Origin of the sequence: Arsenophonus nasoniae (assembly GCF_004768525.1) — a bacterium.
Classification (GTDB): domain Bacteria; phylum Pseudomonadota; class Gammaproteobacteria; order Enterobacterales; family Enterobacteriaceae; genus Arsenophonus; species Arsenophonus nasoniae.
In genome coordinates, this window is sequence record NZ_CP038613.1 from 3659432 (window position 1) to 3674122 (window position 14691).

14 protein-coding genes and 1 pseudogene are annotated in these 14691 nt (G+C 38.5%); 9 read left to right on the forward strand and 6 right to left on the reverse strand.

The window, feature by feature from the left end; all coding sequences use genetic code 11:
* Nucleotides 1-252: 252 nt before the first annotated feature.
* Together dusB and fis are read left to right on the forward strand one after the other, a co-directional pair.
* A pseudogene (dusB, locus tag ArsFIN_RS18420) lies at nucleotides 253-1212 on the forward strand (tRNA dihydrouridine synthase DusB); the annotation flags it as partial.
* Between the two features lie 33 nt (nucleotides 1213-1245).
* A complete protein-coding gene (gene fis, locus ArsFIN_RS26545; RefSeq protein ID WP_167876718.1) occupies nucleotides 1246-1542 on the forward strand; it encodes a DNA-binding transcriptional regulator Fis in 297 nt (98 codons plus the stop codon).
* A gap of 177 nt (nucleotides 1543-1719) precedes the next feature.
* Here fis and rpoH read toward each other — a convergent pair whose 3' ends face one another.
* From rpoH to ftsY, 4 genes are all read right to left on the reverse strand, one after another.
* Nucleotides 1720-2577, reverse strand: a complete 858-nt coding sequence (rpoH, locus tag ArsFIN_RS18425) for an RNA polymerase sigma factor RpoH (protein ID WP_026821336.1) — start codon at nucleotides 2575-2577, stop codon at nucleotides 1720-1722.
* 227 nt (nucleotides 2578-2804) lie between these two features.
* Nucleotides 2805-3764 carry a permease-like cell division protein FtsX gene (gene ftsX / locus ArsFIN_RS18430; RefSeq protein ID WP_026821335.1) on the reverse strand — a complete coding sequence of 320 codons (960 nt, stop codon included), beginning with the start codon at nucleotides 3762-3764 and terminating at the stop codon, nucleotides 2805-2807.
* The gene (gene ftsE, locus ArsFIN_RS18435) at nucleotides 3757-4422 is read right to left on the reverse strand and encodes a cell division ATP-binding protein FtsE (protein ID WP_026821334.1); all 666 of its coding nucleotides are present in this window, start codon (nucleotides 4420-4422) and stop codon (nucleotides 3757-3759) included. Before ftsE ends, ftsX begins: the two co-directional genes overlap by 8 nt.
* Nucleotides 4423-4427: 5 nt before the next feature.
* Entirely contained in the window at nucleotides 4428-5672 is a 1245-nt protein-coding gene (gene ftsY, locus ArsFIN_RS18440; protein ID WP_026821333.1) for a signal recognition particle-docking protein FtsY, read from the reverse strand.
* A 212-nt stretch (nucleotides 5673-5884) separates the two neighbouring features.
* Here ftsY and rsmD point away from each other — a divergent pair, with 212 nt between their 5' ends.
* Together rsmD and ArsFIN_RS18450 are read left to right on the forward strand one after the other, a co-directional pair.
* Nucleotides 5885-6463 (forward strand): 16S rRNA (guanine(966)-N(2))-methyltransferase, encoded by a 579-nt coding sequence (gene rsmD, locus ArsFIN_RS18445; RefSeq protein WP_026821332.1) that lies wholly within the window; start codon nucleotides 5885-5887, stop codon nucleotides 6461-6463.
* A 16-nt stretch (nucleotides 6464-6479) separates the two neighbouring features.
* On the forward strand, nucleotides 6480-6746 hold the full coding sequence (locus ArsFIN_RS18450; RefSeq protein WP_026821331.1) for a DUF1145 domain-containing protein: 267 nt from the start codon (nucleotides 6480-6482) through the stop codon (nucleotides 6744-6746).
* Nucleotides 6747-6793: 47 nt separating this feature from the next.
* On the opposite strand, the gene ArsFIN_RS18455 is transcribed toward ArsFIN_RS18450, so the two are convergent.
* Nucleotides 6794-7159 carry a DUF2500 domain-containing protein gene (locus tag ArsFIN_RS18455; protein WP_026821330.1) on the reverse strand — a complete coding sequence of 122 codons (366 nt, stop codon included), beginning with the start codon at nucleotides 7157-7159 and terminating at the stop codon, nucleotides 6794-6796.
* A 98-nt stretch (nucleotides 7160-7257) separates the two neighbouring features.
* Between ArsFIN_RS18455 and ArsFIN_RS18460 the strand changes: the two genes are divergently transcribed.
* Both ArsFIN_RS18460 and ArsFIN_RS18465 read left to right on the forward strand, forming a co-directional pair.
* Nucleotides 7258-7887, forward strand: coding sequence for a lysoplasmalogenase (locus ArsFIN_RS18460; RefSeq protein WP_034249106.1), 630 nt, complete (start codon nucleotides 7258-7260; stop codon nucleotides 7885-7887).
* A 144-nt stretch (nucleotides 7888-8031) separates the two neighbouring features.
* A complete protein-coding gene (locus ArsFIN_RS18465) occupies nucleotides 8032-10398 on the forward strand; it encodes a zinc/cadmium/mercury/lead-transporting ATPase (protein WP_026821328.1) in 2367 nt (788 codons plus the stop codon).
* Nucleotides 10399-10508: 110 nt separating this feature from the next.
* Here ArsFIN_RS18465 and tusA read toward each other — a convergent pair whose 3' ends face one another.
* A complete protein-coding gene (gene tusA / locus ArsFIN_RS18470) occupies nucleotides 10509-10751 on the reverse strand; it encodes a sulfurtransferase TusA (protein ID WP_026821327.1) in 243 nt (80 codons plus the stop codon).
* A gap of 198 nt (nucleotides 10752-10949) precedes the next feature.
* Here tusA and ArsFIN_RS18475 point away from each other — a divergent pair, with 198 nt between their 5' ends.
* From ArsFIN_RS18475 to glpQ, 3 genes are all read left to right on the forward strand, one after another.
* Nucleotides 10950-11621: a 7-cyano-7-deazaguanine/7-aminomethyl-7-deazaguanine transporter gene (locus ArsFIN_RS18475; RefSeq protein WP_026821326.1), complete on the forward strand. Its 672-nt coding sequence runs from the start codon at nucleotides 10950-10952 to the stop codon at nucleotides 11619-11621.
* 529 nt (nucleotides 11622-12150) lie between these two features.
* Complete coding sequence (gene glpT, locus ArsFIN_RS18480; RefSeq protein WP_026821325.1) at nucleotides 12151-13503, forward strand: glycerol-3-phosphate transporter; 1353 nt, start codon at nucleotides 12151-12153, stop codon at nucleotides 13501-13503.
* Nucleotides 13504-13603: 100 nt separating this feature from the next.
* Nucleotides 13604-14686: a glycerophosphodiester phosphodiesterase gene (glpQ, locus tag ArsFIN_RS18485; protein ID WP_026821324.1), complete on the forward strand. Its 1083-nt coding sequence runs from the start codon at nucleotides 13604-13606 to the stop codon at nucleotides 14684-14686.
* Nucleotides 14687-14691 lie beyond the last annotated feature (5 nt).

Genomic DNA, 14691 nt, shown 5'->3' on the forward strand with positions numbered 1-14691 from the left:
GTTGATTTTTATACAATCAACAGAGATAATCTAACCTAACAAGGAATTTACGATAAAGAATAACAAAATTTGAAAACAAATCAGAAATTTTCATTATCTTGATTTTTATGAATATTATTTGTAATCAGAAAAAATCAAGCTAAAATTTTTCAAAGAAATATCAATTTGCTCAAAGTTTGTCCTTTCATCTCTCGTAAAAAATGCGTAATATACGCGCCCTTGCAGTCACAGGATGGTCTTCTTTTATCGCCTATGTATATTGGTCAATATCAGATAAAAAACTGCCTCGTTGCAGCACCAATGGCAGGTATCACCGATAGGCCTTTTCGGTCATTGTGTTACTCAATGGGTGCGGGTATGACAGTTTCGGAGATGCTGTCTTCCAATCCTCAGGTTTGGAAAACAGACAAATCCAGATTGAGAATGATCCATAGTGATGAATTAGGCATCCGTTCTGTGCAAATTGCAGGTAGTGATCCCGATGAAATGGCAACAGCTGCACGAATTAATGTTGCAAATGGTGCTCAGATCATCGATATCAATATGGGTTGCCCTGCCAAAAAAGTGAACCGTAAGTTAGCAGGTTCAGCATTATTGCGCTATCCAGAGCTGATTGAGAAAATTCTATTAGCTGTTGTGAATGCGGTTGATGTTCCTGTTACATTAAAGGTTCGCACTGGTTGGTCACCTGAAGAACGGAACTGTATAAAAATAGCCCAACTGGCCGAACGTTGTGGTATTCAAGCTGTAACTATTCATGGTAGAACGCGTGCCTGTTTATTTAATGGTGCAGCTGAATATGACAGTATTCGAGCAGCTAAGCAAAATGTTACTATTCCTATTATCGCTAATGGCGATATTACTGACCCGCTTAAAGCCAGAGCAGTGCTTGACTACACTGGGGCTGATGCCTTAATGATTGGTAGAGCTGCTCAGGGGAGACCCTGGATCTTTCGGGAAATCCAGCATTACCTGGAAACAGGCGAGTTACTGCCACCTATGCCTATTGCTGAGGTGCAGTGCTTAATGCAAGCGCATGTTAAGGAGCTGCACGACTTTTACGGTCAAGGCAAAGGAATCCGCATCGCACGCAAGCATGTCTCTTGGTACTTAAGAGAACATGCACCTGATGACCAGTTTCGGCGCACATTCAACACCATAGAGGATGCCAGTGAACAACTGGAGGTGTTGGAGGCATATTTCGAAAAATTTTGCGTAAATCAAAAGAAAAGAGCTGACAGAACTATGTTCGAACAACGCGGAAATTCTGACGTACTAACCGTTGCTACTATAAATTCACAAGATCAAATAACTCAAAAGCCACTACGTGATTCAGTTAAACAAGCACTGAAAAACTACTTTGCCCAACTTAATAACCAGGATGTCAATGACTTATATGAATTAGTACTGGCTGAGGTGGAAAAACCATTATTAGATATGGTAATGCAATATACCCGTGGAAATCAGACCCGTGCTGCATTAATGCTAAGTATCAATCGTGGAACTCTACGTAAGAAATTGAAAAAATATGGTATGAATTGATATACTCATACATGCAAAAAAGGCGCTTACCTTACTGGTAAACGCCTTTTTATTTAACAGGTAAAAAATCAAAATAAATTTGCCATTAACTTTCAACAACCTTTTATAAAGTTATTGCCAAGCTTTAAATCGGCCAAATTTCAGCTAGATTTTTATATCATGCTAGCGTGGCTTATCCTAAGCCTCCATCACTAAGCGCAGTTTTTTCATGGCATTTTTTTCTAATTGTCGAACACGTTCAGCAGATACACTATATTTATCGGCTAAATCCTGTAAAGTGGTTTTATTCTCATCATCAAGCCAGCGCGCACGAATGATATCCTGACTACGCTCATCCAAGGTGGACAGTGCTTGCGTCAATTTATCAGTAGCATGGTTTTCCCAATTATCTTCCTCAATGCTATCGGCAAAATCAGAAGATTTATCCTGTAGATATAAAACCGGTGCAATAGTCGTATTTTCACCACTATCATCATCGTCATTCATGTCGAATGCCATATCTTGTGCTGCCATTCGCGATTCCATCTCACGAACATCCTTGCTGGTTACACCTAGCTCCTTGGCAACCATATCAACTTCATTTTGATTAAACCAACCGATACGTTTCTTATTCTTACGCAAATTGAAAAAAAGTTTACGTTGAGCTTTGGTGGTTGCAACTTTAACTATCCGCCAATTACGCAATACATATTCATGAATTTCAGCTTTGATCCAATGGACGGCAAATGAAACTAAACGTACGCCAACTTCAGGATTAAAACGGCGAACAGCCTTCATTAGGCCAATATTACCTTCTTGGATGAGATCCGCTTGTGGCAATCCATAACCTGAATAATTACGCGCGATATGAATAACAAAACGTAAATGAGAAAGTATAAGCTGTTTAGCCGCATTTAAATCACCATGATAATGCAGCCGCTTTGCATATTCTTGTTCTTCCTCTGCTGTTAGCATCGGATAAGCATTAGCTGATCGCACATAAGCTTCAATGCTACCTTGTGGAATTAATGCTAATGATTGCATATCTTTGGTCATTGATATCCTCTTTGAATTCAATAAACTAAGAGTTAGTTCTAAATAAAAATTTTATATTTGAGCAGAATTCCATTGCTCAGCGATTAATCTGATATCGAGTAGTTTACCACTGCTTGGTATCGAAGAAAATTGCCTTGACTTAAATTACATTGAACTTTTAACTTCGACATAATGACAGCATAAAAGTTCAATATTGATTATCCAATCACTTTTTCTGCTGAAAATGATCACTCTGGCGTGAAACGGCTTAAGTGTTGAGCAGTAGCAAGCCAAGCTGCTAACCAGCCAATCATCGCGGCAACCAGGATAATTAATAGCACTTCATCCCATAAAAGCCCTTGTATATGAAATGTTGTACCAAACACACCCGCTACTTGTGTAACGATATCGGTTAGTTGCCATACCAATAATGCAGAAAGTATTAATGAGAGTAAAGCACCCAAAAATCCCAGTATAATACCACCATTTAAAAAAGGACGCATAATGAAACCATCTGTCGCTCCAATCAACTTCATGACATTAATTGTATCCCTACGGGCAAAAATATTTAATCTTATGCTATTGCCTATCACTAAAAACACCGCCATAATCATTAAAATACCAATCACCAATGCAATCTGTCCTATCAGCCCCGTTAATGCGGCTAAACGGGTAAACCAACTATCGTCCATGCGAACATCTTCAATTCCAGCTAACTGACCTACTTTATTACGCAGGTTTATCAATGATTGTGAATTTTGAAAATCAATTTTAGGCGTGATAATTGCTACTGCGGGTAAAGGATTTTCTTCCAATAGGTCTAATGCTGTGCTAAATCCTGACCAGTTGCGAAACTCAATCATGGCTTCTTCCCGTGACAAATAATTCACACTTTTAACACCGTCTAATTGCCTAAGCCCAGCGACTGTCTGTTCAGCACCTTTTTCATCCAAAGATTTATCCAAATAAACGGTTAATTGGGGTGTGGGGTACCATTGTTGCGCTGCTTGTGAAACATTTTTCCAAACAATATAACAAAGACTGGGCAACGTTATTGAGATCGCAATAACAGCCACCGTTAAAAACGTAGCCAAAGGCTGACGTAACATATCTGCTAATGTATTTAGCCAAGCATAGCGCCATTGCTCTCGCCACCCTCCTTTTAATGCCTTGGCTTTGGCTGTTTTATGGATAGGTTTTTTAGCCATTCTGACCTCCTATCATTCTTCCTTCGTTTAATGTCAAAATAGCATAATGACGACGCGCAATAAGCTCAAGATCATGAGTGGCAACTAAAACTGTTACACCAACGCGATTGAATTCTTCAAACAATCGCATGATACCTTCAGATAATTCATCATCCAAATTACCCGTTGGTTCATCTGCTAACAATACACTAGGCTTATTAACGATTGCACGAGCTATACCTATCCGTTGCTGTTCCCCACCTGATAATTGAATTGGATAACTTTTCGCTCTATTAAGTAATCCCACTTTATCTAGTGCAGCGGAAACCCGACGACGAATATCCTCAGAGCTGGCACCGGCAATAATTAGCGGCATAGAAACATTGTCGTAAACGTTTCTATCAAATAACAAATGGTGATCTTGAAAAATCATGCCTATCTGTCGACGTAAAAAAGGAACTTCCCTTTTTTTTAACCGACTAATGTGGTGACCACCAAACCAAATATGGCCAGTACTGGGGCGTTCAATACCACAAATTAACTTTAATAAGGTACTTTTCCCCGCCCCCGAATGACCGGTAAGAAATGCCATTTCTCCAGGATGAAGATGAAAATCAACACCCTGGAGTGCTTGCTTACCACCACGATAAGCTTTACTAACATGTTCAAAGCGAATCATTGATATTAATCCTCTCGGACAAAAAGCGCCTCGATGAAATCATGAGCTACAAATGGCCGGAGATCATCAATCCCTTCACCAATCCCGATATAACGTATTGGGATCTTAAACTGATCAGCAATAGCAAAAATTACGCCACCTTTAGCTGTACCATCAAGTTTAGTTAAAATAATACCGGTTAAACCAACTGCCTCATGAAAAATTTTAGCCTGATTAATTGCATTTTGACCAGTACTCGCATCTAACGTTAGCATCACTTCATGAGGTGCGTGTTGATCAAGTTTTTGCATAACTCTGACAATTTTTTTCAGCTCTTCCATCAAATGCGTTTTGTTTTGCAATCGTCCGGCAGTATCTGCAATCAATATGTCAATCCCTTTCGCTTTCGCCGATTGAATGGCATCAAAAATAACTGATGCAGGATCGGCGCCAGTCTGCTGAGCAACAACTGGGATATTGTTACGCTCTCCCCAAACTTGCAATTGTTCAACCGCCGCTGCCCTAAATGTATCTCCAGCCGCTAACATTACCGATTTACCTTCTGCCTGATATTGACGGGCTAACTTACCGATTGTAGTGGTTTTACCCACCCCATTAACCCCAACCATCAATATTACATAAGGTAGTTTATTTTCTATAACCAAGGGCTTCTCAACACCAGATAAGATATTGGCCATTTCTTCGCGCAATTTGCTGTAAAGCATCGCAGCATCATTCAACTCTTTACGATTAGCATGATTAGTTAAACTATCTATAATCTTGCGTGTTGTTTCTAGACCCACATCAGCGATTAAAAGTTGTTCTTCCAATTCATCGAATAAATCATCATCAATTTTTTTACCGCGAAAAAAACTAACAAAACCGATGCCCATATTCTGCCGCGTTTTTAATAAACCCCGCCTTAACCGTGAAAAAAAATTCTCTTTTGCCGGTTTTTTTTGCTGTTGTATCGGCGGTGTTTTTTTCTGTTCATCTATTTCTTGCACAGTGACTGTCTGTTCACTAAGTGTAACAATTTCTGCGGCTTTTACGTCGACTGTTTGATATTGACTATTTTCTTTTTCCGCTGATTGAGACGGCACCTTTTCTGCTTTTTCCGATTGCTGTGATGTCTCTATGACATCCGTCAACCCTTCCGCATTGTCTTGTACTCTTGATTCAGGTTGTTGCTCTGTCTCTTTTTGTTGCACTTCATTTTCAGATCCTAACCCTAGCCAGGAAAAAAAACTTTTTTTTCTCTTTTTAGCCATCTGCCATTACACTCCTAGCGGTAAAAATGTGGTGTTACTAATGTAAATAATAAAATATGTTGGCAGTGTATCATTTGATTTGATTGCAACACATATCTGACACCTATTTCATGTTAAATTAGCGATAATTTTCATGTTGTACATACTGTCGATAAACATTGGTATTATTATCACCTATATTAACAAACTGTAATGACTAAACTATGTAAATTATGGCAAGAAAAATACAATCTGCATCACGTGGCCAAATTCGTATCATTGGCGGGAAATGGCGGGGACGAAAACTACCTGTTTTTGATAGTGAGGGCTTACGCCCCACAACAGATAGAATCAGAGAAACTTTATTTAATTGGTTAATACCTGTTATTCAAGAGGCTCGCTGCCTTGATTGTTTTGCAGGTAGTGGCGCTTTAGCTATTGAAGCACTTTCTCGCAATGCCGCTTCCGCTACCTTAATTGAATTAGAGCGCCCTGTCGCAACACAACTTGCGACCAATCTAGCTAAATTAGAGGCAAAAAATGCACAAGTGATTAATAGCGATGCATTGAACTATCTGGCACAGGCAGGCACAGCCTATGATGTCATTTTTCTTGATCCGCCTTTTCGTAAAGAACTATTGCAAAAAACAGCCTTGCTATTAGAACAAAATGGTTGGTTAACCGAAAACTGTTGGATTTATGTTGAGGCAGAAACAGAGGCTAATTTAGCCATGTTACCTAAAAATTGGCAGCTTCATCGTAAAAAAGTTGCAGGACAAGTCGCTTACTGTCTTTATATTCGCTATCAATGATTAATTGGAAAATATCATGTTAATAAATGCTGGAAAATTATTAATGGTTTTTGTTTGGGGATTCATGATTTTTAATTTAATCCATCCGTTCCCTAAACCATTAAAATATTTTATCGATGTGGCAATGATTTTTATGCATGCTATGCAAGCCATTTTTTTGCAAGCCGCTTTTGCAAAAACAGAAAAACATCCTCGTTGGCTGCAAATAAAAATTTTTATATTCGGCGTTTTTGAACTCTTAGCCTGGCAGAAAAGACAAAAAACGGATAAATTGCAACAATAAACCAGAAGTGATTACAAGAGCCGTGCATTATCAGCTGATAAAATTAGTTATTTTGCATTGGCTTTAACTTCAAAGCGAACAAATTCTGTTCCCTGCATATAAAGTGTACCTCTATCTCCCTTTTTGATCGCATTGTATTCCCTTTGCTCTTTAACAAAAATCTTTATCACATCACTAGTTGATAGTCGCTGAAAATAAATTTCATAACGGAAAGTTTCAGGGGTAACAACCTCTCGTTGACGAGAACGCATATTAGGATAGGGATAATCTTTCTTATCAATGACCTCAACTGGATAACTGAAAATCGGCGAATTGTCATTAATTACATTTTGTCGACGTTGATCAAAAAAACGTTTCGTCGCTAGCATAATAATGATAATAATGGTAATAACGAATATAACTGATTTATTCACAATATTTTCAAAGCTTTTATCATTGATGTAATTATTATTGTCTATCCTCTAATAGGATCAATAATTTCTAATTAATCTTTTTAGCTAGTGGGGAAACAATGATTAGTTGGCCATTTCTTGCTGTGTTATTTTCTGGTTGGCTCTATATTGATGCTGCCTATCGCGGTCCACAATGGCAATGCTGGTTGTTTCGGCCAGTTACGTTATTACTGCTAGTATTTTGGGCCTGGAGTGCCGATATTACTGATGCTTCCGGCTACCTGATCATGGCGGGGCTATTCGTGATGCTGATGGCTGATGGCTGGCAAATGCTTTCTAGTGAACGTTTATTACCCGCTATTTTCTTGTTATCTCTCAGCTTTCTGCTTTATACCATTAGTTTTGCCCTGCAAATGAACTTCTCTTTCTACTTGCCACTACTGGCTATCTTGCTGATCCTTAGTGTCATTGTATTAATTATAATTTGGACACCGGTTGGGTCATTACGTGCACCTGTTTTTTTTCTACTAGCAATGTCATTTATTATGGCATGGATAGCAGGTGAACAATATTTTGGTCTAGCAAGAGAACATAATTTCTCCATTATGATAGGTGCATTTTTACTTTTTCTTGCCAACAGTATCTGGCTGATCGCCAATTTTCGTTATCCCTTTAAAGCATCTAAAGCGACAATTACCGCTTGCTATTTTATTGGTCAGTTTTTAATTGTACGCTCGCTTTACTTATAAGTTTGATTGACAACAATTTTTCCGTTAAATAGCATTTTTTATCAAAAATCCCCTCTTTTTATGTTTGACTTTAGAGTTAACTCTAAAGTGTAAAGTAGATCACAGAAACGAAATTTTAGATTGAGTGCATTAAAAGGGGATACTATGTGTGCACATACCCATAAACAACATAAACATACTGCACAATGTTGCACAATTAGTGGTCGCTGTAGCGATAAAAAGAAAGTTAGTGGTCACAAACATAACAAAAAAACTGTAGCGCTATCGGCAAAAAATACAGATGATGAAGAGCATCATCCCGCCAAGAGTAGCGCTAATCTTATTGATCCATCTGTATGCAATAATAGCAAAAAACATAACTGCGTAAGTGAACATTCACTTATATCTGAAGAGAATAATACCTTTAGTTCAAGAGGAAAGCAGCGTTTTCATTGGATTGTAGGGGGTATGGACTGTGCAAGCTGCGCGCGTAAAATTGAAATAGCCGTTGGTAAGGTCAAGCATGTCAAACACGTAAAAGTGCTATTTACAACCGAAAAATTAATTGTCGATGCGGATGAAGATGTTCGTGATGATGTTATCAAAGCGGTGCAACAGACTGGCTTCAAATTATATAGCCTGAACACCGCCGAATCAGTAGTAAAAAATAGACAAAATAATCCATTTAGTGAATCTAAGCCTATCATTATTTTACTATTTTTAATGCTCATCAGTTGGGGAATTTCTTTCATTGATGCAAAAATAGGACAAATTGCTTTTATTCTCACCACACTATACGGACTCTATCCGATTACAGTTAGAGCAATACAGTTGATACGCTCAGGTACTTTTTTTGCGATAGAAACACTAATGAGTGTTGCAGCAATAGGCGCATTATTCATTAATGCCAGCGAAGAAGCCGCGATGGTGCTGTTGTTATTTATGTTAGGGGAAAGATTAGAATCATATGCCGCTGGACGCGCACGCCGAGGCATCAGTAGTTTAATGGCCTTGATCCCTGAACAAGCGGCGCTAATTAAAAATGGTGTCAAGACCATTGTTCCTGTCTCAACACTACAACCAGGCAATATCATTGAAATCGCTCCCGGTGGCCGTTTACCAACTGATGCCGAATTACTGAATGAATTTGCCAGTTTTGATGAAAGCGCACTAACGGGTGAATCGATGCCTGTTGAACGAAAAAAAGGCGAAAAAGTACTTGCAGGCGCACTTTCTATCGATCGCGCTATACAAATGAAAGTCGTGTCCGAACAGGGTCAAAATGCCATCGATCGGATTATGATATTAATCGAGGAGGCTGAAGAGCGCCGCGCACCGATTGAACGATTTATTGATCGTTTTAGCCAAATTTACACGCCCATTATTATGTTAATCGCTATATTGGTTATTATTATTCCACCGCTATTTTTTGCTCAACTTTGGGATATATGGCTCTATCGTGGTCTAACTTTGCTGTTAATTGGCTGCCCTTGCGCCTTGGTGATCTCTACGCCAGCGGCAATTACTTCTGCCCTAGCCGCAGCGACCCGTCGAGGAGCACTGATTAAAGGGGGCGCAGCTTTAGAGCAATTAAGTTCAGTCACCCAAGTAGCCTTAGATAAGACAGGTACACTTACCGAAGGAAAACCGCAAGTTACTGACATCATAACGGCTGAAACCGTGGCCCAGGAAACACTCTTGCAATTTAGCGCTTCAGTCGAAAACGGTTCACATCATCCTTTAGCAAAAGCGATTTTGGCCAAAGCTCAAGCACTAGAAATTAATATTGAACCCGCCCAAAATCATAAAGCATTGGCCGGTATTGGGGTGGAGGGTTATTTGGCAGGTAAACATATTCTAGTAGCAGCACCGAATAAAATCTCTGACGACATATTAACTCTAAAATGGCAACAAACGGTAAAAAAACTTGAAAAGCAAGGTAAAACCGTGGTGGTGATCTTAGTTGATAATAAGCTACTTGGCATTATTGCGATGCAAGATACACTACGCTCAGATGCGTTTGATGCTGTTAATAAGCTGGGAAAACTTGGTATTAAAACCGTCATGCTAACGGGGGATAACCCACTGGCAGCTAAATCAATTGCCAAAAAAATTGGTTTAGATTATCGGGCAGGACTGTTACCTGAAGATAAAGTCAATGCAATTATAACCCTCAGTAAAACCGATCATACACTGATGGTTGGTGATGGTATTAATGATGCTCCGGCAATGAAAGCGGCTAACGTCGGTATAGCCATGGGTAATGGAACGGATGTCGCGCTTGAAACCGCTGATGCAGCATTAACTCATAATCGGCTAACTGGATTAGCTGAGATCATTATGTTGTCACGAGCAACCAGAGCCAATATTCGTCAAAACATTACTATTGCCTTAGGACTAAAAGCCATCTTCCTAGTGACTAGTTTATTAGGCATAACCGGCTTATGGATAGCTGTTTTAGCGGATTCGGGTGCCACTGCATTAGTGACCGCAAATGCACTCCGCTTATTGAAGGCGCATCAGACAGAATAAACATTTTATTAAATATTATTTATATATTGAAGAAAAGAGAGGCATGGTTCAATAGCCTCTCTTTTTCAATATATTATTTTCTTTAACACCGTTTCATTTTAAGTATTAATTCACTTTTTGCGGATCAAATAACGGTAAGGAGGTTGCTGGGTCTCTTCAGCTAAAAGTTGATGTTGCATAAAACGACAAAAGGCTGGAATATCACGGATTGTAGCCGGATCATCAGCAATAATTAATAATGTATCACCTTCAGCCATCTGACGAACCATTTTTCTTATCATCATAATTGGTTCAGGACAACGTAATCCTTGTGTATCAAGAGTTCGATTTGGGTTAGTAAAAATATCTGGCATAGGTATTTCGTTTTAAAGCCTATTCAATAGCTTGGAATTATATTACAAATCAAATAAATTCTCCTGCCATTTATTAAATAAAATAGATAAGAAAACTTTATTATTCATTTTGCTTTTATCTTATCCCAGGAGTATGATGCGCTGCGTAAATGACATTATCATGGGTTCCCTCACCCCATTTAATCAAAAAGGTATAATATGTTCGAATTAACGCCACAACAGCGAATTAAGGCACTCATCTGGCTTTCCTTTTTTCATATTTTGATAATTACCTCTAGCAATTATCTGGTACAACTGCCGATTACCATTTTCGGCCTTCATACCACATGGGGAGCGTTCACTTTTCCTTTCATTTTCTTAACAACTGATCTAACTGTACGTATTTATGGTGCTGCTCTCGCTCGACGGATTATTGCTGCGGCTATGCTGCCGGCGCTTTCTATCTCCTACATTCTATCGGCACTTTTTTACCAAGGACAATGGCAAGGATTTATTACCCTAAATGAATTTAATTTATTTGTTGCCCGTATTGCGCTAGCAAGCTTCATGGCTTACGTTTTGGGCCAAATTATGGATATTTTCGTGTTTAATAAATTACGTAATTATCGTCGTTGGTGGATTGCGCCGACGGCTGCAATGTTTTTCGGTAATCTACTGGATACGATTGCTTTCTTTTTCATTGCATTTTATCGCAGCACTGACCCTTTTATGGCGACAAACTGGGTGGAAATTGCTTTAGTCGATTATAGCTTTAAGTTATTTATTTGTATGCTATTTTTCCTTCCAGCTTATGGATTGATGTTGAACTTCATTTTAAGCTACTTTTTCCAGGGTCAACACGAAAAGAATTGTTATCTAGCTAGCAGATAATAATTAAGTTGAATCAAGTCTAAATATGCCTAATTGAATATCTGTTTAACAATAAAACCATCCATTGAGTGGAGAATAACGATATCCACTCAGTGTAATAATGTATAAACCACAGAACACTTAGCAATTATTTTCGTTATAGGGTAGTTGTAGACTTTAATATGATATTTGATATCAACTAAATAAGCGGTCATCTATCACAATATAAACAATTTTTAATCAACAATGTTTATTAAGAAACAAAAACGAGCATTCATAGTGACTTTTGATAGCAGAACTAACAAATTTATGACGAAGTTCACATTTATGCTTGAATAATTAAAAAATTATTTCTATCGCCGATATATATTTTGTCTGTTTACGCACAAATTTATAACATTTTCGCATTCATATGCAGACATATGCATTAACATGAGTTATCTTAGCGCGCGATTAAGAAAGAAGACCGAATAATAACGTCTCACATTTTTCGTTTTAGCAATTGCTTATTACTTGATAGCAATAATTTAAATGCTATCGGAGGGGAATTATGTTAAGTATTTTTAAGCCAGCACCACATGACAAAAGAGTTCCGGCAAATCAAATTGATCCACTTTATCGCCGCCTACGTTGGCAAATTTTCTTCGGTATTTTCTTTGGTTATGCTGCTTACTATCTAGTTAGAAAGAATTTTGCCTTAGCAATGCCTTATTTAATTGAACAAGGCTTTTCCAAAGGTGATCTTGGTTTTGCGCTATCAGGTATCTCAATTGCTTATGGTATCTCAAAATTTATTATGGGCTCAGTCTCTGATCGTTCAAATCCGAGAGTATTTTTACCTGCTGGGCTAATTTTATCCGCTTCAGTGATGCTGATTATGGGCTTTGTACCTTGGGCAACCTCAAGCATTATGATCATGTTTGTTTTACTCTTCCTATGCGGTTGGTTTCAAGGTATGGGATGGCCCCCCTGTGGCCGCACAATGGTTCACTGGTGGTCACAAAAAGAACGTGGTGGTATCGTTTCGATTTGGAACTGCGCGCATAATGTTGGTGGCGGCATCCCGCCTTTATTATTTATATTAGGTATGGCATGGTTCCACGACTGGAAAGCAGCGCTATACATGCCAGCTCTTGCCGCCATTTTAGTCGCTATCATTGCTTTTGCTTTAATGCGTGATACACCACAATCATGTGGTTTACCACCGATTGAAGAATATAAAAATGACTATCCCCCTGATTATACCGACAAAGACGAAAAAGAGCTGACCGCAAAACAGATCTTTATGCAATATATTTTGCCTAATAAACTGCTTTGGATGATCGCTTTTGCTAACGTTTTCGTTTACTTACTACGCTACGGCGTGCTTGACTGGTCACCGACTTACTTACGTGAAGTTAAACACTTTGCTATGGATAAATCGTCATGGGCTTATTTCTTATATGAATATGCAGGTATTCCCGGCACACTACTTTGCGGTTGGATGTCAGATAAAGTTTTCAAAGGAAACCGTGGTGCCACCGGCGTATTCTTCATGGCATTAGTCACCATTGCAACCATTGCCTTCTGGCTCAATCCTCCAGGGAATCCTCATATTGATATCGCTTGTATGCTAATTATTGGATTCTTAATCTATGGCCCTGTTATGTTGATTGGTTTACATGCACTTGAATTAGCTCCCAAAAAAGCCGCAGGTACTGCAGCTGGTTTTACCGGTTTATTTGGCTATCTTGGTGGTTCAGTAGCGGCAAGTGCTATTGTGGGTTATACCGTTGACTATTTCGGCTGGAATGGCGGCTTTATGGTAATGATTGGCGGTAGCTTTCTTTCTGTTATTTTATTGTTTATTGTGATGCTAAGTGAAAATAAACATAAGCGCCAAATGATGGAGCAACATAGCTAATTTTTGTCATAGATCTACTATCTTTAATTAATAAACTCGGCCAAAAGGGGAACTCACTTTATCGCTGATTTCCCCGATCATAATAAAGAGAATTATACTAATGAATATAAAATTAAATACCTTGGTTGCTAGTATGTTATTAGTTATGTCGATGTCAACAATTGCACAATCTAATGCAAAAGTTGTTATTGCTTATCGCGGGGCAAGTGGCTATTTGCCTGAACATACATTACCCGCCAAAGCAATGGCTTATGCGCAAGGTGCCGATTTTCTTGAGCAAGATTTGGTAATGACAAAAGATAATGAGCTGATTGTGTTACATGATCACTATCTTGATAGCGTAACAGACGTTGCTGACCGCTTTCCAGGCCGTGCTCGCAAAGATGGTCGCTTTTATGCCATTGATTTTACCTTACCAGAAATTCGTTCACTTAAATTTACTGAAGCCTTTGAAATGAAAGATGGTAAAAAAGTGCAAACCTATCCTAACCGTTTCCCAATGGAAAAATCCAGCTTTCATATTCATACTTTTCAAGAAGAAATTGAATTTGTCCAAGGTTTAAATAAATCAACCGGCAAAAACATAGGCATTTATCCTGAAATTAAAGCACCTTGGTTTCACAAGCAGGAAGGTAAAGATATTTCAACTAGGGTGTTAGAAATACTAAAGCAATATGGCTATAGCAACAAAAACGATAATGTCTATCTCCAGTGTTTTGATGCTAATGAATTAAAACGTATTAAAAATAAGCTTTTCCCTAAATTAGGTATGGATTTAAAACTGGTTCAATTAATTGCTTATACTGACTGGCATGAAACTTATGAAGAGCAGCCTAACGGTAGCTGGACTAATTATAGCTATGATTGGATGTTTAAACCAGGTGCAATGAAAGAAGTGGCTAAATATGCTGATGGGATAGGGCCAGATTATCACATGCTTATTAGTGAAAACTCCAAGCCTGGTAAAATAAAGCTGACTACAATGGTTAAGGATGCACACAAAAATAAGTTAGTTGTTCATCCTTATCCTTATACCATTCGGATTGATAAGCTACCAAATTACGTGAAAAACGGCGAACAACTGTTTGATATTATCTATAACAAAGCTAACGTCGATGGTGCCTTTACCGATTTTCCTGATCTTGGGGTAAAATTTTTGCAAAAACAGCATCAACATCAATAACAACC

Bases quoted from the DNA above. Each gene is read 5' to 3' on its own strand.
- fis (WP_167876718.1), top strand. From the start codon at position 1,246: ATGTTCGAACAACGCGGAAATTCTGACGTACTAACCGTTGCTACTATA.
- rpoH (WP_026821336.1), bottom strand. From the start codon at position 2,577: ATGACCAAAGATATGCAATCATTAGCATTAATTCCACAAGGTAGCATT.
- ftsX (WP_026821335.1), bottom strand. From the start codon at position 3,764: ATGGCTAAAAAACCTATCCATAAAACAGCCAAAGCCAAGGCATTAAAA.
- ftsE (WP_026821334.1), bottom strand. From the start codon at position 4,422: ATGATTCGCTTTGAACATGTTAGTAAAGCTTATCGTGGTGGTAAGCAA.
- ftsY (WP_026821333.1), bottom strand. From the start codon at position 5,672: ATGGCTAAAAAGAGAAAAAAAAGTTTTTTTTCCTGGCTAGGGTTAGGA.
- rsmD (WP_026821332.1), top strand. From the start codon at position 5,885: ATGGCAAGAAAAATACAATCTGCATCACGTGGCCAAATTCGTATCATT.
- ArsFIN_RS18450 (WP_026821331.1), top strand. From the start codon at position 6,480: ATGTTAATAAATGCTGGAAAATTATTAATGGTTTTTGTTTGGGGATTC.
- ArsFIN_RS18460 (WP_034249106.1), top strand. From the start codon at position 7,258: ATGATTAGTTGGCCATTTCTTGCTGTGTTATTTTCTGGTTGGCTCTAT.
- ArsFIN_RS18465 (WP_026821328.1), top strand. From the start codon at position 8,032: ATGTGTGCACATACCCATAAACAACATAAACATACTGCACAATGTTGC.
- tusA (WP_026821327.1), bottom strand. From the start codon at position 10,751: ATGCCAGATATTTTTACTAACCCAAATCGAACTCTTGATACACAAGGA.
- ArsFIN_RS18475 (WP_026821326.1), top strand. From the start codon at position 10,950: ATGTTCGAATTAACGCCACAACAGCGAATTAAGGCACTCATCTGGCTT.
- glpT (WP_026821325.1), top strand. From the start codon at position 12,151: ATGTTAAGTATTTTTAAGCCAGCACCACATGACAAAAGAGTTCCGGCA.
- glpQ (WP_026821324.1), top strand. From the start codon at position 13,604: ATGAATATAAAATTAAATACCTTGGTTGCTAGTATGTTATTAGTTATG.